Annotated in this window: 18 protein-coding genes; 5 read left to right on the forward strand and 13 right to left on the reverse strand. The window is 38.5% G+C overall.

The window, feature by feature from the left end; translation table 11 throughout:
* Nucleotide 1 precedes the first annotated feature (1 nt).
* A complete protein-coding gene (gene dnaJ / locus PTQ34_RS06420; RefSeq protein WP_273932862.1) occupies nucleotides 2-1,108 on the reverse strand; it encodes a molecular chaperone DnaJ in 1,107 nt (368 codons plus the stop codon).
* 111 nt (nucleotides 1,109-1,219) lie between these two features.
* On the opposite strand from dnaJ, the gene PTQ34_RS06425 reads away from it, so the two are divergent.
* The 3 genes from PTQ34_RS06425 to PTQ34_RS06435 all read left to right on the forward strand — a co-directional run bounded on the left by PTQ34_RS06425 (nucleotide 1,220) and on the right by PTQ34_RS06435 (nucleotide 3,771).
* Nucleotides 1,220-1,891: a response regulator transcription factor gene (locus PTQ34_RS06425; protein WP_273930257.1), complete on the forward strand. Its 672-nt coding sequence runs from the start codon at nucleotides 1,220-1,222 to the stop codon at nucleotides 1,889-1,891.
* Nucleotides 1,892-1,979: 88 nt separating this feature from the next.
* Nucleotides 1,980-3,218 (forward strand): ArsS family sensor histidine kinase, encoded by a 1,239-nt coding sequence (locus PTQ34_RS06430; protein WP_273930258.1) that lies wholly within the window; start codon nucleotides 1,980-1,982, stop codon nucleotides 3,216-3,218.
* Nucleotides 3,205-3,771 carry a recombination protein RecR gene (locus PTQ34_RS06435; RefSeq protein WP_273932715.1) on the forward strand — a complete coding sequence of 189 codons (567 nt, stop codon included), beginning with the start codon at nucleotides 3,205-3,207 and terminating at the stop codon, nucleotides 3,769-3,771. Before PTQ34_RS06430 ends, PTQ34_RS06435 begins: the two co-directional genes overlap by 14 nt.
* 163 nt (nucleotides 3,772-3,934) lie before the next feature.
* Here the strand turns inward: PTQ34_RS06435 and PTQ34_RS06440 are convergent, their stop codons facing one another.
* The 12 genes from PTQ34_RS06440 to PTQ34_RS06495 form a co-directional block, all read right to left on the reverse strand.
* Complete coding sequence (locus PTQ34_RS06440; RefSeq protein ID WP_273932716.1) at nucleotides 3,935-4,327, reverse strand: NfeD family protein; 393 nt, start codon at nucleotides 4,325-4,327, stop codon at nucleotides 3,935-3,937.
* The gene (locus tag PTQ34_RS06445; protein WP_273932717.1) at nucleotides 4,324-5,265 is read right to left on the reverse strand and encodes an SPFH domain-containing protein; all 942 of its coding nucleotides are present in this window, start codon (nucleotides 5,263-5,265) and stop codon (nucleotides 4,324-4,326) included. Before PTQ34_RS06445 ends, PTQ34_RS06440 begins: the two co-directional genes overlap by 4 nt.
* Nucleotides 5,266-5,267: 2 nt before the next feature.
* The gene (locus PTQ34_RS06450) at nucleotides 5,268-5,909 is read right to left on the reverse strand and encodes an ABC transporter ATP-binding protein (protein WP_273932718.1); all 642 of its coding nucleotides are present in this window, start codon (nucleotides 5,907-5,909) and stop codon (nucleotides 5,268-5,270) included.
* A 254-nt stretch (nucleotides 5,910-6,163) separates the two neighbouring features.
* Nucleotides 6,164-7,231, reverse strand: coding sequence for a translation elongation factor Ts (gene tsf / locus PTQ34_RS06455; RefSeq protein WP_273932719.1), 1,068 nt, complete (start codon nucleotides 7,229-7,231; stop codon nucleotides 6,164-6,166).
* A gap of 9 nt (nucleotides 7,232-7,240) precedes the next feature.
* Nucleotides 7,241-8,008, reverse strand: a complete 768-nt coding sequence (rpsB, locus tag PTQ34_RS06460; protein WP_273932721.1) for a 30S ribosomal protein S2 — start codon at nucleotides 8,006-8,008, stop codon at nucleotides 7,241-7,243.
* 271 nt (nucleotides 8,009-8,279) lie between these two features.
* Nucleotides 8,280-9,362 carry a flagellar biosynthesis protein FlhB gene (flhB, locus tag PTQ34_RS06465; protein WP_273932722.1) on the reverse strand — a complete coding sequence of 361 codons (1,083 nt, stop codon included), beginning with the start codon at nucleotides 9,360-9,362 and terminating at the stop codon, nucleotides 8,280-8,282.
* Nucleotides 9,363-9,392: 30 nt separating this feature from the next.
* Complete coding sequence (locus tag PTQ34_RS06470; RefSeq protein WP_273932723.1) at nucleotides 9,393-9,629, reverse strand: DUF2442 domain-containing protein; 237 nt, start codon at nucleotides 9,627-9,629, stop codon at nucleotides 9,393-9,395.
* Nucleotides 9,622-9,852, reverse strand: a complete 231-nt coding sequence (locus PTQ34_RS06475; RefSeq protein ID WP_273932724.1) for a DUF4160 domain-containing protein — start codon at nucleotides 9,850-9,852, stop codon at nucleotides 9,622-9,624. Before PTQ34_RS06475 ends, PTQ34_RS06470 begins: the two co-directional genes overlap by 8 nt.
* Nucleotides 9,852-10,748, reverse strand: a complete 897-nt coding sequence (locus tag PTQ34_RS06480) for a DUF2156 domain-containing protein (protein ID WP_273932726.1) — start codon at nucleotides 10,746-10,748, stop codon at nucleotides 9,852-9,854. The genes PTQ34_RS06475 and PTQ34_RS06480 overlap by 1 nt, the downstream gene beginning before the upstream one ends.
* 31 nt (nucleotides 10,749-10,779) lie before the next feature.
* Nucleotides 10,780-11,571 (reverse strand): metal ABC transporter permease, encoded by a 792-nt coding sequence (locus PTQ34_RS06485; protein WP_273932727.1) that lies wholly within the window; start codon nucleotides 11,569-11,571, stop codon nucleotides 10,780-10,782.
* Nucleotides 11,572-11,750: 179 nt separating this feature from the next.
* Nucleotides 11,751-12,467, reverse strand: coding sequence for a metal ABC transporter ATP-binding protein (locus PTQ34_RS06490; protein WP_273932728.1), 717 nt, complete (start codon nucleotides 12,465-12,467; stop codon nucleotides 11,751-11,753).
* On the reverse strand, nucleotides 12,448-13,302 hold the full coding sequence (locus tag PTQ34_RS06495; protein WP_273932729.1) for a metal ABC transporter solute-binding protein, Zn/Mn family: 855 nt from the start codon (nucleotides 13,300-13,302) through the stop codon (nucleotides 12,448-12,450). Before PTQ34_RS06495 ends, PTQ34_RS06490 begins: the two co-directional genes overlap by 20 nt.
* Before the next feature lie 214 nt (nucleotides 13,303-13,516).
* Between PTQ34_RS06495 and PTQ34_RS06500 the strand changes: the two genes are divergently transcribed.
* Nucleotides 13,517-14,347 carry a cytochrome-c peroxidase gene (locus PTQ34_RS06500; protein WP_273932731.1) on the forward strand — a complete coding sequence of 277 codons (831 nt, stop codon included), beginning with the start codon at nucleotides 13,517-13,519 and terminating at the stop codon, nucleotides 14,345-14,347.
* Nucleotides 14,348-14,359: 12 nt separating this feature from the next.
* Nucleotides 14,360-16,930: an EAL domain-containing protein gene (locus PTQ34_RS06505; protein WP_273932734.1), complete on the forward strand. Its 2,571-nt coding sequence runs from the start codon at nucleotides 14,360-14,362 to the stop codon at nucleotides 16,928-16,930.
* The last annotated feature ends 156 nt before the right edge of the window (nucleotides 16,931-17,086 follow it).

Here is a 17,086-nt window from a genome sequence, read left to right on the forward strand (position 1 = left end):
CCTAGCTAAACCAGCCTTTAATTTTCTCAAACGCACTCTCAAAAAAGCCCTCTTCGCTTTTTATTTCTCCGCTTTTTATGCCAAAGCTGTTTTGAAGCTTGCTTAAAAGCTCACGCTGTTCGTCATTTAGTGAGCTTGGAGTAACGACACTGATTTGCGCTATTAGCCTGCCAATTTGTCCAGAGCGGATATTTTTTACACCCTCGCCCTCAAAGGCAAATTGCGCCTTATCCTTTGCGCCTATTGGTAGTTTTAGCGTAGTTGTTCCACGCAAGGTTGGAATTTCCACGCTCTCGCCTAGCATAGCTTGGGTAAAAAACACCGGCACTTCTATATACACATCATTACCATGACGCACGAAATGCTCGTCTTCGCGCACCTTTATTCGCACATACAAATCACCCTTGCCGTATTTGCCCTCATGCCCCTTGCTAGCTATTCTTACACGGTTGCCATTATCTATGCCCTCTGGGATTTGGACACTTATGCTTACTTTTTCTTCTTCGTAGGCTTTGCCACCACACTCTGGGCATTTTTCTTTTATCATCTGGCCAGTGCCATAGCAGTGTGGACAGGTCTGGACTATACTCATAAAGCCTTGACGAACTCCCACTTGACCGCTACCACCACAATGTGGGCAGGTTTCTTTTTGCCCATTTTTTGCCCCAGTTGCCTCGCAGGCTTTACAAGGGCGTTTTTGCGTATAGCTTATGTCTTTTTGACAGCCAAAAATTGCCTCGTTAAAATCAATCGTTACTAAAATCTCTAAATCAGTCTCATAAATATCAGCGTTTCTTCGTGAGTTTCTGCCGCCACCGCCAAAAAACGAGCTAAAAATATCGCTAAAATCAAACTCCATACCACCACTTCTAAAATCCCCAAAGCCACTTTGTAAGCCTTCTTTGCCGTATCTGTCGTATAAAGAGCGTTTTTCTTCGTTGCTTAAAACCTCATAAGCTTCGCTTATTTCTTTAAACTTTTCCTCAGCGTCTTTATCGCCTAGATTGCGGTCTGGGTGGTGCTTTAGAGCTAATTTGCGGTAGGCTTTTTTTATCTCTTCTGTGCTTGCGCCTTTTACGACGCCTAAAATTTCATAATAATCCAAAATCTATCCTAAAAAATAATATAAAGGTGAAATTCTAGCTAAAAATCTTAAAATAAAGCTAAAATTGCTAAGTTTTTGGCTATAATTCTAAGTGAAAAACAAAAAGGACTTAAAATGATAAATGTTTTAATGATAGAAGACGATACTGAGTTTGCTTCGGTTTTGGCTGAGTATTTAAGCCAATATAACATAAAAATAACAAACTACGAAGATCCTTATATCGGCATAAGTGCTGGTATAAAAAACTATGATTTGCTGATTTTAGACCTTACTTTGCCTGGCATGGACGGGCTTGAAGCATGTAAAGAAATCCGTGAAAAATACGATATCCCAATCATCATTAGCTCAGCTAGATCTGATGTAAATGATAGAGTAGTAGGATTACAAATCGGCGCAGATGATTATTTGCCAAAACCTTATGATCCAAAAGAAATGCACGCTCGCATCATCTCTCTTATCCGCCGCTACAAAAAGAGCCTAGAGCAGCCTGTAAACGCTAGTGATTCAGTGTTTTTCGTAGATGACAAGCGCCATGAGATTAACTTTGAGGGCAAGCCACTTACTTTAACTCCAGCTGAGTATGAAATTTTAGAGTATCTAATCAAACAACATAGCTTTTCAGTCTCAAGAGAACAGCTAGTCTATCACTGCAAAAGCCTAAAAGACAAAGACTCAAAAAGCCTAGATGTAATCATCGGTCGCTTGCGTGCTAAAATCGGCGATAACTCAAAAACGCCAAAGCACATTTTCTCAGTGCGTGGCATAGGCTACAAGCTAATTGGCTAAAATTCTAGAATTCCTAGGCAAAAATGCTTTAGGAATTCTAGATTTTTAGTTATTAGGAATTCTAGATTTCTTTATATAAAGTAAAATAATGAAATACACATTGCGCGTTAGAATTACTCTTATTTTTGTGGTGGGGTTTTTTTTGGTTTCGCTGCTATTTTACGCCTTTGAGCGGCTACAAAACGAGCAATATACTGACAAAATCCGCACAAATCAGCTAAATGCCATAAACTGGCTAGTATCACTGTATAACAAAGCCAGCTTGCCTGAGAATTGGGATGAGTACTTTAAAAACTTTGATCTTGCTTATGTGCGTGATATTGAGCTTAGAAACAATCTGCTTAGCGAGGCAAAAAGTATTAGTTCAAACGAAACTCCGCTTGGCGTAGCTGAGATGATAGAGTATGAGGGCGAGCCTTTTTTAAAGCTTAAAAATCAAGGCGTGGTGATTTTATTGCGCTCCACACAGCAAAGCCCCAAAAACACGCTACTTCTAGCCTACGCACTTAGCGTGGCTTTGATTGGTGGATTTTGTATTTCTTTTTATGGCTCGCTCTCGCCGCTAAGACGGCTAAGGGCTGATATAAAGCGCTTTGCAAACGGCGAGCTAGATGCGATGTGTAATATCTCTGTGCCAAAGGGCGAAGATGAGATAGAACAAGTCGCTTATGAGTTTAACAAAGCTACTTGTAAAATAAAAGATCTGCTGATTTCTAGACAGCTGTTTTTGCGCACGATAATGCACGAGCTAAAAACGCCTATCGGCAAAGGTCGCATCATGGCTGAGATGCTAAGCGAAACAAACCAAAAAGAGCGTTTAATCAGCGTTTTTGAGCGGCTCAATATGCTTATAAATGAGTTTGGCAAAATCGAACAGCTCATCTCAAAAAGCTACACGCTAAACCTTAGCGACTATCGTTTTTCTTTGGTTTTAGAACAAGTTAGAGATTTATTGATGCTTGATGATTTTAGCAAACATGTTTTTATAAAAGGCGAGGCTGACCCGCTTTTAAAAGTAGATTTTCAGCTTTTTAGCTTAGCGATAAAAAACCTGCTAGATAACGCTATTAAATACTCAGCCGAGCACAAAGCGATTTTGGAAATTTATGATGATATGCTTTGTATCAAAAATCCTGGCAAAGAGCTAGAATATCCTATAGAGCATTACATGCAAGCCTTCGTGCGTGGAAAAGGGCAAAAAACCTCAGGCATGGGGCTTGGGCTTTATATCATAGATAGCATTTGTGCGATGCATAAATACAGCCTTAAATACAAGTATATTGATGGCTTTCATTGCTTTTATGTGATTTTTCATGAGCATAAGTAGATTTGAAGAGCTAGCTGCAAGCTTTGCCCGCTTGCCTGGCGTGGGCAAAAAATCAGCGCAAAAATACGCTTATTTCGTAGCACTAGGCGATCCCTTTTTTGGGCAAAATCTAGCCCACCAAATAGAAGAAGCAGTTAGATTTTTGCATAGCTGTGAGCGTTGTGGCTTTATCGCTGAGGGCGAAATTTGCGAGATTTGCGCTGATGAGCTTAGAAATCACGATTTGCTTTGCGTGGTTGAGAGCGCAAAAGACATCATCACAATCGAAAACTCACGCTCATATGACGGGCTGTATTTCGTGCTAAAAAGCACTGATGAGCTCTTAAATTTAGAGCGAGCCATAGAGCAAAATGGATCAAAAGAACTCATCTTTGCGCTAACTCCTGGGCTAGCAAGTGACGCAGTAATGCTGCTAGTAGAAAATGAGCTAAGCGCAAAGCTGCCTGAGCTAAAGTTTAGCAAAATCGCTCAAGGCGTACCAACTGGAGTGAGCCTAGAAAATATAGATCTTCTCTCACTCTCAAAAGCCCTAAAAGATAGAAATAATATTTAGCATTACTAGGAATTCTAGAATTTTGATTTAGGAATTCTAGAATTTTGATTTAGGAATTCTAGAATTTTGATTTAGAATTCTAGAATTTGATTTAGGAATTCTAGAATTTAGCTTAGGAATTTTAGATTTTGATTTAGGAATTCTAGAATTCCTAAGCAAAAATCTAGCTTTTTTCTATAATGATTTTACCGTTTTGTATGCCTTTTACTTTTACGCTCTGCCCCTCGCTTAGGCCGCTGGTATCAGCTCTCCACAGCGTGCCTTTAAAGTATATCATGCCCTCTTTTACCATGCCTTGCCCACTTTCGTCTAAAAAGTCATCCTTGCTCTTTTTGCTCATAAAAAAGCGTTTTAAAGGCGCCCTAATCGTAAAGAAAAAAATCACAGCCAAAAGCGCTGAAATCACCGCCCAAATAGCAATGCTAAGCTCTATAAAAAGTGAGCAAATCGCACTAATCCCAAGTGCTAAGGCGATGAGAAAACAGCTAAAATCCAAAAACACCAGCTCAATAATAAAAAAAACTAGTGCTAGCGAGCCAAAAAGTGCTGATATCATATTTCGCCCTGCTCTGCGCTTTCTTTGTTTTTAGCTTTTTTTGGGCTTAAAAACTCTTTAAAAACGCTAAGTGAGCCGATGAGCTCAGCTGTCTCATAAGGTACTAAAATCTTATCATTTCTGGTATTTTTAGCTAGCTCGCCAAAGGCCTTAACGCGCTCATTTGCTAGTAGGAATTCCAGCCCAGCATGAGAGCTTAGAGCTGCCTCGTTTATAGCCTCCATCGCTGCTTTTTGACCCTGTGCTAGTGCGATTTGCTCGTATTTTCTAGCATCTGCCATGCGCTCTATGGCTTCTGCTTGCAAGACTTGTTCTTGTTTTAGTGCCTCAGCGTTGCGAATTAGTGCTTCTTTGTTTGCCTGAGCGTTTAGCTCTATCGCGCGCTTTTCACGCTCGGCTTTCATTTGCATATTCATCGCTGCTTCTATATCGTGCGGCACGGAGATTTCAGAGATTTCTACACGCATGATTTTCACGCCCCAGTTATTTGCCGCATCCCCCAAAGCCATTTGCAGCTTAGCATTTAGCTGGTCGCGGCTTGAAAGCGTGCTATCTAGGCTCATCTCGCCGATTGCTGAGCGTAGCGTGGTCATCGCTAGGTTTGAGATTGCTTTTTTGTAGTCTTCTACATTATACACAGCCATCCTGCCATCAAAGACTTTTAAAAACACAATGCCATCAACCATGATATTTACATTATCTTTGGTGATTACTTGCTGGCGGCTGATATCTACTAGCCCCTCTCGCACGCTAAGCCTCGCTCTAACGCTATCAAAAAATGGTATTATAATATGAAATCCGCCATCAAGCACCCTGTGAAAACGCCCTAAACGCTCTATTATATAAATATCAGCTTGCGAGACGATTTTTACTCCAAGCTTGATTATAAGCACCACAAGAAGGATAAGTAAGATCAAAAATGAGCTTATAATTTCCATTTTTACCCCCTGATTTGATTTAGTTTTTCATTTTCTAGCCTAAACTGCGCATCCATCTGCTCTGCTAGTCTCTCATCGTGCGTTACTAGCACAAGAGCTGAGCTTTGCTCTTTTGCGTATTCACAAAGCACACTCATCACATCAGCTGCTGTGTGGCTATCAAGGTTGCCAGTTGGCTCATCAGCAAAGATGATTTTAGGTCTTTTAGCTAAAACTCTTGCTATGCTAATGCGCTGCTGCTGTCCGCCGCTAAGCTCGCTTGCCTTTTGAGTCATAAGCCCTGCTATACCAAGTCGCTCTAAAATATTTTTGTCAATTTTTTGCCCACTTAAAATGCTAGCTAGTTCTATATTTTCGCCCGCGCTAAAGCCACGAAAAAGATAATGCGCCTGAAAAATAATGCCAAAGTCCTGCCTGCGGATTTTTAGTAGTTCATCATCTTTTAGGCTATAAAGATTTTTACCACCAAAAATCACTTCACCAGACTTTGGCTTTAAAAGTGTGCTTAAAATGTGTAAAATCGTGCTTTTGCCAGAGCCACTAGCTCCTACAATAGCTGTGGTGCTACCTGCTTTTATGTTTAAATTTACTTCGCTAAAAAGTGGATATTCAAAAGAGTGTGAAAGGTTTATTGCTTGTAACATAAAAAATCTTTAAGTAAAATTCTAGAATTTAAAACTCTTATTTAAATTCTAAATTCTAAATTCTAGAATTTAGAGATTGGAATTCTAAAATTTTGGAATTCCAAAATAAATTTTTAGGCAATTCTAGTATCGTGGTGCTAGTGTGGCTAATCGCCTTGGCGGCGGCGCAGGGATAGAACAGATGGTTCATCCCAAGCCGTCGCTTAAAGGCGATTAGTTCGCAATAGTGCTGCGAGACGAATTGCCCCAAGAGCTTATGCCATTTGCGCAGCTACCTCTGCTGCAAAATCCTCCTGCTTTTTCTCCAAGCCCTCGCCCACTTCAAAGCGAACATATTTTACAATCTCAATCTTACCACCGATTTTAGCAGCCTCATCAGCTACTGCTTGCTCAATGGTTTTTTTATCATCCATTACAAAAAATTGTCCTAGAAGTGTAAGGCGTTGGTCTATTTGAGTGTTATCAGCATAGAAGCGCTCGATTTGACCAGGGATGATTTTATCCCAGATTTTCTCAGGCTTACCCTGTGCTTTTAGCTCATCTTCTAGCTTAGCTTTCACACCAGCGATTATCTCATCTGTGATTTGAGCGCGTGAGCCATACTCAGGAATTTTGTGCTCGTGTTTGCCTAGGCGGCGAAGCTCTTCGTTTTCTTTTTCTAACTCAGCTTTTAGCGCTGTTGTTTCCTTGTCCAAAAACTCTTTATCAAAGTCTTTGTAGCTAATAACTTGTGGTTTCATAGCAGCTGCGTGCATACATACATTGCGCAAGAAGTCTTTTGCCTTGCTAGCAGTTGCTTCGCTATCACAAGCTGCAGCGATGATCACGCCTACACGGCTATTTGAGTGGATATAGCCAGTTACTACGCCATTTGCGCCAACTTCTATAGTCTCAAATCTACGAACTACAAGATTTTCGCCAGTTTTAGCAATCTCAGTTTTAAAATAATCTTCAAAAACAACGCCGTTAATAGTACTAGTGTTTAACTGCTCTATTGTTTGAATAGAGTTAGCTTGAATGTGGCTAGTAGTGTTTTTAACTAGATTTATGAAGTTTTCGTTTTTTGCCACGAAGTCAGTTTCTGAGTTTACTTCGCTGATTGTTGCGATTTTATTATCGCTGCTTACTAGCACATCTACAAGGCCCTCGCTAGCTAGGCGGTCAGCTTTTTTAGCTGCTTTGCCAAGACCTTTTTCGCGCAAAATATCAACAGCTGCGCTCATATCTCCGTTTGCTTCTTCTAGGGCTTTTTTGCAGTCCATCATACCTGCGCCAGTACTCTCACGCAGTTCTTTTACCATTTGTGCTGAAATTTCTGCCATGATAAATCCTTATTCTTCTTCGCTCATTGCTTCTTCAAGCACTTCTTGTTTCTCAGCCTCGCTGATAGCCTCTTCGTTAGCTACTGCTACCTCTGGATCCATCATAGCTTTGCCCTCATTTATAGCTTCTGCCATTTCGTTACAAAATAGCTGAACAGCACGAATAGCATCGTCATTTGCTGGAACTGGATAAGTGATAAGATCAGGGTCGCAGTTAGTATCAACTGGCGCTACGATTTCGATTTTTAGTTTGTTAGCCTCTGCTACTGCGATTTTTTCTTTTACTGTGTCAATGACAAAAATCATATCAGGCAGGTTTTTCATACTGCGAATACCGCCTAGAACTTCTTCTAGTTTTTCTTTTTTGCGGCGTAGCATTAGAGCTTCTTTTTTAGTTAGTAGATTGATGCTGCCGTCTTCTTCCATAGCCTCGATTACTTCAAGCTTGCGGATGCTTTGTTTAATAGTGCCAAAGTTTGTCATCATACCGCCTAGCCAGCGGCTGTTTACATAAGGCATACCGCATTTTTCTGCGCTGTCTTTGATAGCTTGGATAGCTTGTTTTTTGGTGCCTACAAAAAGCACTGTTTTGCCAGCTGCTGCTGCATCACGGACGATGTTGTAAGTATAGCGAAAATAGCGGATAGTTTTTTGAAGGTCAATTATATAAATACCTTTGCGCTCGCCAAAGATATATTTTTTCATCTTTGGGTTCCATCTGCGTGTTTGGTGACCGAAGTGCACACCACATTCTAGTAAATCTCTCATTGTTACCATGAGTTTCTCCTTAGGGTTAGTTTTTCCTCTTTTTGCGCGATTTTACCGACATTTGCGGCCACTAAACCTTTGCGCAAAAATGCGAAATGGAGTGGGATTTTAGCAGATTTTGGCTTAAATGATAATGAAAAAAGCAAGTTTTTAATCTAGAATTCCTAGGAATTCTAGATTGCTAGATTTTAGGAATTCTAGATTTTGGGAATTCTAAAATTCCTAGGAATTCTAGATTGCTAGATTTTAGGAATTCTAGAATTACTAAGTGATAAAATCATCATTGTTGAAGTTTTTTAGCAAACTTTTGCTTGTTTGCTGTATAAACGAAGCTTAGCACCTCAGCTACTGCCTTAAAAAGCTCACTAGGTATCTGCCTGTCTATATCACAAAGCCTATAAAGCTCGCGTGCAAGTGGTGGATTTTCTACGATTTCTACGCCGTTTTCAAGCCCTATTTTTTTGATTTGTAAAGCCATGAAATCAATACCCTTAGCAAGCACAACAGGAGCGTCTTCCTTCTCTTTATCATAGCGCAGGGCTACTGCGTAGTGAGTTGGGTTTGTGATGATGACATCGGCTGCTGGGACATTTTGCATCATGCGTTTTTTGGCAGCTTCTCTTTGAAGTTGCCTGATGCGACCTTTTACCTGCGGATCTCCGTCCATTTGCTTATACTCATCTTTTACTTCTTGTTTACTCATTTTTAGGTCGTTAAAGTAATTATACCGAGTGATAAAAAGATCAATTATCGCAATAATAAGAAAAACAAAGAGCATCACAGCAGCTAAAATCATAATCTTTTCTTTTAGCCATAAAAGCTGGTCAAACATCGTAAAAAACACAGTATGTGGCAGTTCCACAACAAAGCGCAAGAAAAATATAAACGCCACGCCAAAAACAGCGCCTACTTTTAGCACGATTTTTATGGTCTCAACTAGCTTTTTTAGTGAAAAAAGCCGTCCCATACCCTTAATAGGGTCAATCTTGCTAATATCAGGGGTAAGCGGCTCTGTGGTAAATAAAAAGCCAAACTGCATAACATTTCCCATAACTCCAGCTACCATAATAATAGCTGCCAAAGGAATAACTACTAGCATCATCTCAAAAACAATGTAGCCAAGGATATTTGCCACTGTTCGCACGCTAAGTTCTGTGCCTATTAAGGCTAAGACATATTGATAGATACCGATAAACTTTTGCCCAAAATACGGTAGCATAAAAAACAAAGTAACAAGTCCCACTAAAAGTGCCACAAAGCCTGCTGTGTCCATGCTCTTTGGCACATTGCCTTTTTCACGGGCATCTTCTATTTTCTTGGGGGTGGGTTCTTCTGTTTTTTCTTGATCGTCACCTGGTGGCATTTGCTATCCTATATTTTAGATTTTTTAAAACTACGCCGAAAAATGCTCGCAATCTTGAGCAAACATTGAAATAATACTTATTTGGCAGTCTAAATTCTCCCACTCAATGCCTGTATTAGCACAAATAAAATGGTAATTATTTAGCTCTTTTAAAGTAGCATTTTGTAGTTCTTTATACCACGAAATCGGCGTGCAAATAATTCTGCCATCTTCTAGCGTTACATTTAACATATTATTTGAGAATTCTACTTTTTTGCCTTTAATCATTAAAATACCTTTCCCATGCTGATATAAACTCATCTTTATGCTCTTTTAGCACTTCTAAGACAAAAGCTAAATCTTTATTTTTAAAACTACTAAAAACCACTTCTAAATTAGCAAGATTTATTTTAGCAAATTCTTCGCCCTTTAAAACATGTATGTGTTTTGGCTCATGTTCGTTTGAATAAAAGAAAAACTTAAATCCATTTATTTTTAACAAAGTTGGCATTACTTCAAACTCGCATTAAACTTCTGCTCTAAATAAATCGGCTGGTAGCTCTGCTTGGCCTTGCGCAGTCCTTCAATGCCTAAATCTTCTTCTCTATTTACGATTTTTGCGCTGCTAAACTCGTGGGCTAAAAACTCTCTATTTATAGCCTGATAAACGCCGTTATAATTTATATCGCCTTTTTCTATGTGGATTACAGCGCACTCATCATTTAGCATCTCACCAAAGCTAAATGCAGCTATGACGCCATCAACCCTTAAAATTCCGCCTTTAAAATCAAGCTCGCTAAAATTTTCTAAAGCCGCTGTGATACCGATAAACTCGTTTTTTAGCCCCTCAGTTTTGTTTGGCTGGGCTTCAAACCACTTGCTATACACACTAGCAAGCTCGCTAGCATTAGTCTCGCTTAGAGCCTCGTAACTAAAATCATAAGCCTTACAAAAGTTATTATAATGCGTTTTTTTCTTGTGATATTTTTTGCCAGCAAGATTTATTAGCTCCTGGCAATCATAAATATAATCGCTTCTATCCTCTCTAAACTCATAGCTAAAAAGCTCAGGCATAAGCAAATCTAGCTCATCTTTGTCACTAATGCTAAGTGAGTGAATGCTAAAAGGCAGATTTTGCGCTTTAAAATCAGCAATCAGGACCTCTAAGGCTCGTTTTTTAGCGTTTTTATCGTTATTTTTGTGAAGTGGATAGAAAATAAAAGGCTTTTCACCTGGATAAGTCGTGCGGATAATGAGGCAATCCTCGCACTCGCACCACTCAATCTTACGGCTAAAATGCCACAAAAAAAGATTTGTAAAGCTAAGGTCGCTTACTACTATCTTACATGCTTTAAAATACGCATCTATAATGTTTTTATCACTTAATTTTAATGGATTAAAATGCATTTTTGTCCTTTTTAAAAGCGCAATTATAACGCTATTTTTTAAATTTAGCCATAAAAAAGACAAGAGCTGCGATTATAATTATGCTAGCCCCAGAGCTAAGATTTAGATAAAAAGCAAGAACCAGTCCCAAAACGCAAAAAACAAAAGCAAAAAGTGCTGAATATATCATCATCTGCGCCAAAGACTTAGCAAAACGCTCCGCAATGCTAGGCGCAATCGTAAGCAAGGCAATCACAAGCACAAGCCCCACAATCTGTATACTCATCACCACACAAAGCGCAATCAGCACGCAAAGCGTGTAATATAAAGGCTTAACGCCCACTCCACGCAGCCTAGCAAACTCGCTATCAAAGCTAAAAGCACAAAGCCTTGGATAAAGCAAAATCGCAAAAAGCAAAAAAAGCAAGTCAAAGCCAGCCATAAGGGCTAAATCAGCCTTGCTAACAGCCAAAATAGAGCCAAAAAGATAGCTCATCAAATCACTTGTATAGCCATCGCTAAGCTCGCTAAAAACAATACCAAGCGCCATACCAAACGCCCAAATAGCGCCGATTAAGCTATCAAAGCGTTCATTTTTTTCAAAGCTAAAAAAGGCAATAAGCAAGCCCAAAATCACAGCCGCCCCAAGTGCGCCCAAAAAAGGCGCAAAACCAGCAAAAAACGCCACTCCCACGCCAGCATAAGCCCCATGCGCCACGCCGCCAGCAGCAAAGCTCATTTTGTTAATCACCACAACAGAGCCGATAATCCCAGCTGCGATGCTAACCAAAAAAGACGCTATTAAAGCATTTTGAACAAAGTCCAAGGCTAAAATATCAAGCATTTTTTCTCTTTAAAATAAATTATTTTATTAGGAATTCTAGAATTCCTACTGATTTTAGGCTATTCTAGAATTCCTAAGGTTTTTTACTTTTATCTCTAGGGAATTCTAGAATTCCCTAAATAAAATCTAGAATTCCGTAGATGAAATTCTAGAATTCCCTAGATAAATTCTAAAATTCCCTATTCATGCGAACAGCAGCAAGCAAGACTAGCAAGCTCAACTTCACAAAAATGCTCGCTAGCTTGAAGCTCTTTAAAATCCACACTAACTCGCTTGTTTTCGTGCATGTGAATTTTTTTGTTTACAAAGGCGATTTTATCAGCAAAAAAACGCAAAATCGCAGTATCATGACTAGCTAAAATCACGCCTATTCCTTGCTTATTTAGATCTAATAATAGCTCGTAGATTTGCGCTGAGTTTTTTGGATCAAGACTAGCTGTTGGCTCATCAAGTAGTAAAATCTCAGCCTTACACGCAAGCGCACGGGCTATAAAAGCTCTCTGTTTTTGCCCACCGCTAAGTGCTGTTATTTTAGCATTTTCTAGCCCTTCTAAGCCCACATCTTTTATGCATTCTTTGGCAATTTGCTTATCTTCTTTGCTATAAAAGATTTTTTTGCCTAGCCTACCCATTAGCACCACATCAAAAAGAGTTGGTGCAAAGCTAGTATTTAAAGGGCTAAACTGCGGCACATAGCCAAGCGTTGCGTTTGTTTTTACCTCGCCCAAGCTTGGCTTTAAAAGTCCCAAAATAAGCCGTAAAAGCGTGCTTTTACCACCACCATTTGGGCCAATTAGTGCCAAAATGTCCTTTTTATCATACTCAAAGTTTACATTTTCTAGCGCAAGACTAGAGTTTTCGTAGCTAAAGCTTACATTATTTAGGCGAATTTGCATCTTTTATCGCTCCTACGGCGATTTTTAAATTTTCTAGTAGATTATAGCCAAGTGGGTCTAGTAGCTCTACTTTTGCACCTGTCTGGCTAGCTAAGATCTGCGCTGATTTTTGGCTGCGGTTTGGGTCAGCAAAAATTACCTTGATATTTTCATCTTTTATCATCTTAACTGTGCTTGCCATTTCATCTATTTTTGGCTCTTTGCCACTGCGCTCTATGCTGATTTGCTCTAAGTCATAATGCGCTGCAAAATACCCCCATGCAGGATGATAGACTACAAACTTGCGGTTTTTTAGCCCTGCTAGCTCATTTTTTGCGCTCTCATCAAAGGCTAGCAAATCATTCATTAGCTTTTGAAAGTTTTCAAGATAAAAATCTTTATTTGCTTTATCCATATCTATTAGAGCATCGCTTATATTTCTAGCCATTGTTATTGCTAGCATAGGATTTAGCCATACATGCGGGTCTGCGTGAGCCTCGTGCTTTTCATCATGCTCTGCTTGTTCGCCTCGCTCTTCTTTTAGCTTTGCGATTTTAGCATCGCTTTTTACTACTACTAGATTTTTTGTTGAGGCTTTAAAGCGTGGTATCCACGCCTCTTCAAACTCAAGTCCAGCAGCGATGAAAATCCTAGCCTTTGCTACTGCTTTCATATCATTTGGTTTTGGCTCGTAGCTGTGGACATCGCCTTTTGCTAGGCTTTGAACTTCTATTTTATCGCCACCTACTGCCTTGGCTAGATACTCCACAGGCGCAATAGAGGCTATTACCACAGGCTTTGCGATAAGCTCGCTTGCTAGCAGCAGCGCAGCAGCAAAAAAGATTTTTTTAAGCATTAAAGATCCTTAAATTTGAATTAGGTTGGCAATTTTAGTAAATAATTTTTAACATTTATTTAAAATTATTATTAAATCATAATCTAGAATTCCTTTAAATGCTGAATATTTAAAGTTTCAAATAATTATAGATAAAAAAATATTATTTAATAAAAGTAAAAAAAAATATTAAACATTAGCCAAATTAAAGCAAATTTGAGCTATTATCACACTTATGATTTTAAAAATTTTTAGAGTTTTGAGTATTTTTGTGCTTTGCACTGCCGGTTTTAGCGAGGTCATAAGCCCTATTAAACCTTATGATTATAATGAAAATAAAGCAAATTTGGGTAAAAGCTTGTTTTTTGATACTAGATTAAATGAAAATAATTTTTCATGCCAGCGTTGCCATCACTTATTAAAAGAAGTAACAGGCACTTCAAAAACCCCTTTTTCAAGCCCTTCAATCCTAAATTCCAGCATGAATTATTATTTTACTAAAGAAGGCGTTCGCCAAAGCCTAAAAGAAGAAATAAAAAATATGTTCTTAGATACAAAAGCCTATAATACAAAACCTAGCTATTTCATCGCTCAAATCAAAAAAAATCCCATTTATATAGAGCAGTTTAAAGAAATATATGGAAATATAAACTTTGAAAACGCCATTGATGCGATAGAAGAGTTTATAAAAGCCTTGCGTATGCCTTCACGCTTTGATTACTATTTACAAGGTCATGATGATGTATTTAACGAAGATGAAAAAGAGGGCTATAGGCTATTTATCCGCAAAGGCTGTGTAACCTGTCATAACGGGGCAAATCTAGGCGGTGGCATGGCAGCATATATCAAAAACGCAGGCTCTAAGAAAAAAATGCGCACTGTTCCAAGCCTAAGAAATGTGGCAAAAACAGCACCTTATATAGGAAATATCACAAATTTAAAAGATACTTTGCGCTTTTTAAAATTGAGCGTTATAAGTTCAACTTTAAACGAGGCAGAGATGGATAAAATAATAATTTTTCTAAAAACCCTAGATAGTGAAATTCCACCTATCCTACAACACTAAAAGTGAAGTCTAATGAAAAAAATAATAACAAAAATAAAAAGATTTATAAGCGAAGATTTTAAAAAGACCTTAGATAAGCTCTTTCCTTGGCTTAGTGTTACGGCTGTTTTACTTATAGTAATCATATCTTATAACTTTCAAGGGCTTTACACGCACAACGAACTAGCCGCCAAAATATCAAAAATAGTAAATATAAATGAAGCTATAGATAATCATATAAACTCTGAGTTTTCTGTTATTCAAACAGACCTTATAAACGAACATCTAAAACAAATAGATGATTTAATAGATGAAATCTCAAAAAATAGCGATTATACTAGCTTTTTAAACATTCCAAGCTCACACAAATCCTTTAAAGACCTAATGGATAATATAAAGGCAAACGAAGTTGTACTAAATAGATTTATGACTCACAAAGCAATAATAATGGAAAAAACCCTAGACCTTAGCGCAAATCTAAGAAATACAAAAGAAATCCGCACCTTAACTGGATTTTTTTCTAGAATTTTGCTTAGTAGATTTGGAGAGATATTTGATTCAAACCTCTTTTCTGATGATGTAAGAGCCTATCGCTACGACATCTCAAACAGCCAAGAAGAAGGCTCTCAAATAGACTATAACTACTCTTTGTTACTAATCCAGCTAAATGAAGAAATCATCCAACTAATAGGAATTCAAGAGCGTCGCGAACAAGTATCAAACCTCATAAACACCTCAGCAACAGAACTAATAGAAAAACTAAATAACTACTCTCGTAACACAAAAAATCTACTTGATGCAACCTTGCTTTTTGTGGCTGCTTTGATGATAATTTTCATGCTAAAACTCCGCCAAAATCAACAAGCTAAGCTAAAAATGCATGAAAAAGAGCTACAAATAAAAGAAATCTTAGAAAACTCAAGCGATACTGTCTTTGAAATAGATGCAAAAGGCGTGATAAAATCAGTAAACTACTCAGAAGATAAAAATAAATATCCACTTATAGACACGGTCTTGGAGCTGATGAGCCCAGATGGCAGACCTATAAACATCATCGCCGAACTAGAAAGCAAAGACAAATATAGCCTAAATGAAATTAGGCGCAAAAAACTAAGAAAAAATGCCGATGAATCAAATATCCCAACCACAGAAGAAACACTAAATCAAGATGTAGTAATCACAAAAGAAGATGAGAGTGGATATAGCTTTGAATACCACGAGAGCATGTATGCCTCGCCTATACGCAAACTAGGAAAAATCATAGGCGCAAATGTCGTATTAATAGACTTTACTAAGCAATTTGAAGCTGAATACAGACAAAAAAAATACGCAGAAAAGCTAGAAACCAACCAACATGTAGATAAAGAAACCGGTCTTCCAAACCACCTAGCACTAAACAAAGAGCTAACTAACTCAAGAGAAAATGGATTGCGCAAATATGTAGTGTATATAAGCATAGACCAGTTTGAAAACTTCCAGTTTTTCTACAATGACCGCACAGTCTCGCTAATACTAGTAGAGGTTAGTAGAACAATCCGTCTTTGTATGCGAAACTATGATATCAAAGCAGAGCTATACCACCTACAAGAAGACAAATTCTGTCTAGTGTGCGAAGAAGAAGATAAAGACCGCTTGGCTGAGAGACTGCTTAATTACTTCTCATCAACCATAGTGCTAAAAGACAATCTAAATCACGATATCACGCTAAATATCAGCTTGCGTCTAGGCTTTAGTAATGATGCAGATACCGATAACAGCGACCGCCTAGCCCAAGCCAAACTAGCCCACCAAAAAGCTCGCCAAATTGAAGCCCCATACTTCATCTACGAGCAAAATGATGACAACGAACGCACCTACCGCAATAACCAAATCGTCTCTAGCATGATCCGCTATGCGCTAAATAATAACAAAATCACCGCAGAGTGCCAACCTATATATGATCTTACTAAGCCACTTCCTGGCGAAAATAACTACGAGCTATTTAGTTATGAAATTTTGGTGCGTCTTTATGATGATGAGGGCAAGATACACTATCCAGGCGAGTTTTTGAATATAGCAAAACAAGCTGGTCTTTATATATCTATCACAAAGGCAGTCGTTAACATCGCCTTTGATCTAGTTGAGAAGTTTGATTATGTATTTTCTATCAACCTCTCAAGCTCGGATATGGCAAATACTAGTGTGCGTGAGCTATTTAGCGCTAGGCTAAAAAAATGTAAAGCACCTAACCGCCTTACAATCGAAGTGCTAGAAACCGAGGATATCGATCAAAAAATGGACGATGTGCTAAAATTCCTTAATGAAGTGCGTAATAAAGGCTGCCATGTAGCAATAGATGATTTTGGTAGCGGCTTTGCAAATATCTCTACGATTTTGCAGCTAAACATAGACTATATCAAAATCGATGGTTCTATCATTAAGCGTCTGCCGTATGATGAGAATTCGAGAGCATTTTTGAGCATGCTATCAAACTTCGCTGCTAGCGCAAACTACACGATGGTTGCTGAGTTTGTAAGCTCTCAAGATATACTAGATCAAGTAAAAGCCCTAGGCGTTCAATGCGCTCAAGGCTACTTGCTAGGCAAGCCAGCCAAACTGATCTAGGGAATTCTAGAATTCCTAGTGAATTTTAAATAGGAATTCTAGTTTAGGGAATTCTAGTTTAGGGAATTCTAGAATTCCTAGTGAAATTTAAAAGTGAATTTTACTTAGGAATTCTAGAATTAGGAATTCTAAAATTTTACTTGGGAATTCTAGAAT

The sequence above is a fragment of the Campylobacter magnus genome (genome assembly GCF_028649595.1).
Lineage (GTDB): Bacteria > Campylobacterota > Campylobacteria > Campylobacterales > Campylobacteraceae > Campylobacter > Campylobacter magnus.

Bases quoted from the DNA above. Each gene is read 5' to 3' on its own strand.
- PTQ34_RS06445 (WP_273932717.1), bottom strand. From the start codon at position 5,265: ATGGAAATTATAAGCTCATTTTTGATCTTACTTATCCTTCTTGTGGTG.
- PTQ34_RS06500 (WP_273932731.1), top strand. From the start codon at position 13,517: ATGATTTTAAAAATTTTTAGAGTTTTGAGTATTTTTGTGCTTTGCACT.
- PTQ34_RS06480 (WP_273932726.1), bottom strand. From the start codon at position 10,748: ATGCATTTTAATCCATTAAAATTAAGTGATAAAAACATTATAGATGCG.
- PTQ34_RS06425 (WP_273930257.1), top strand. From the start codon at position 1,220: ATGATAAATGTTTTAATGATAGAAGACGATACTGAGTTTGCTTCGGTT.
- PTQ34_RS06435 (WP_273932715.1), top strand. From the start codon at position 3,205: ATGAGCATAAGTAGATTTGAAGAGCTAGCTGCAAGCTTTGCCCGCTTG.
- PTQ34_RS06430 (WP_273930258.1), top strand. From the start codon at position 1,980: ATGAAATACACATTGCGCGTTAGAATTACTCTTATTTTTGTGGTGGGG.
- PTQ34_RS06490 (WP_273932728.1), bottom strand. From the start codon at position 12,467: ATGCAAATTCGCCTAAATAATGTAAGCTTTAGCTACGAAAACTCTAGT.
- PTQ34_RS06470 (WP_273932723.1), bottom strand. From the start codon at position 9,629: ATGATTAAAGGCAAAAAAGTAGAATTCTCAAATAATATGTTAAATGTA.
- PTQ34_RS06450 (WP_273932718.1), bottom strand. From the start codon at position 5,909: ATGTTACAAGCAATAAACCTTTCACACTCTTTTGAATATCCACTTTTT.
- PTQ34_RS06475 (WP_273932724.1), bottom strand. From the start codon at position 9,852: ATGCCAACTTTGTTAAAAATAAATGGATTTAAGTTTTTCTTTTATTCA.
- PTQ34_RS06495 (WP_273932729.1), bottom strand. From the start codon at position 13,302: ATGCTTAAAAAAATCTTTTTTGCTGCTGCGCTGCTGCTAGCAAGCGAG.
- tsf (WP_273932719.1), bottom strand. From the start codon at position 7,231: ATGGCAGAAATTTCAGCACAAATGGTAAAAGAACTGCGTGAGAGTACT.
- PTQ34_RS06485 (WP_273932727.1), bottom strand. From the start codon at position 11,571: ATGCTTGATATTTTAGCCTTGGACTTTGTTCAAAATGCTTTAATAGCG.
- flhB (WP_273932722.1), bottom strand. From the start codon at position 9,362: ATGCCACCAGGTGACGATCAAGAAAAAACAGAAGAACCCACCCCCAAG.
- rpsB (WP_273932721.1), bottom strand. From the start codon at position 8,008: ATGGTAACAATGAGAGATTTACTAGAATGTGGTGTGCACTTCGGTCAC.
- PTQ34_RS06505 (WP_273932734.1), top strand. From the start codon at position 14,360: ATGAAAAAAATAATAACAAAAATAAAAAGATTTATAAGCGAAGATTTT.
- PTQ34_RS06440 (WP_273932716.1), bottom strand. From the start codon at position 4,327: ATGATATCAGCACTTTTTGGCTCGCTAGCACTAGTTTTTTTTATTATT.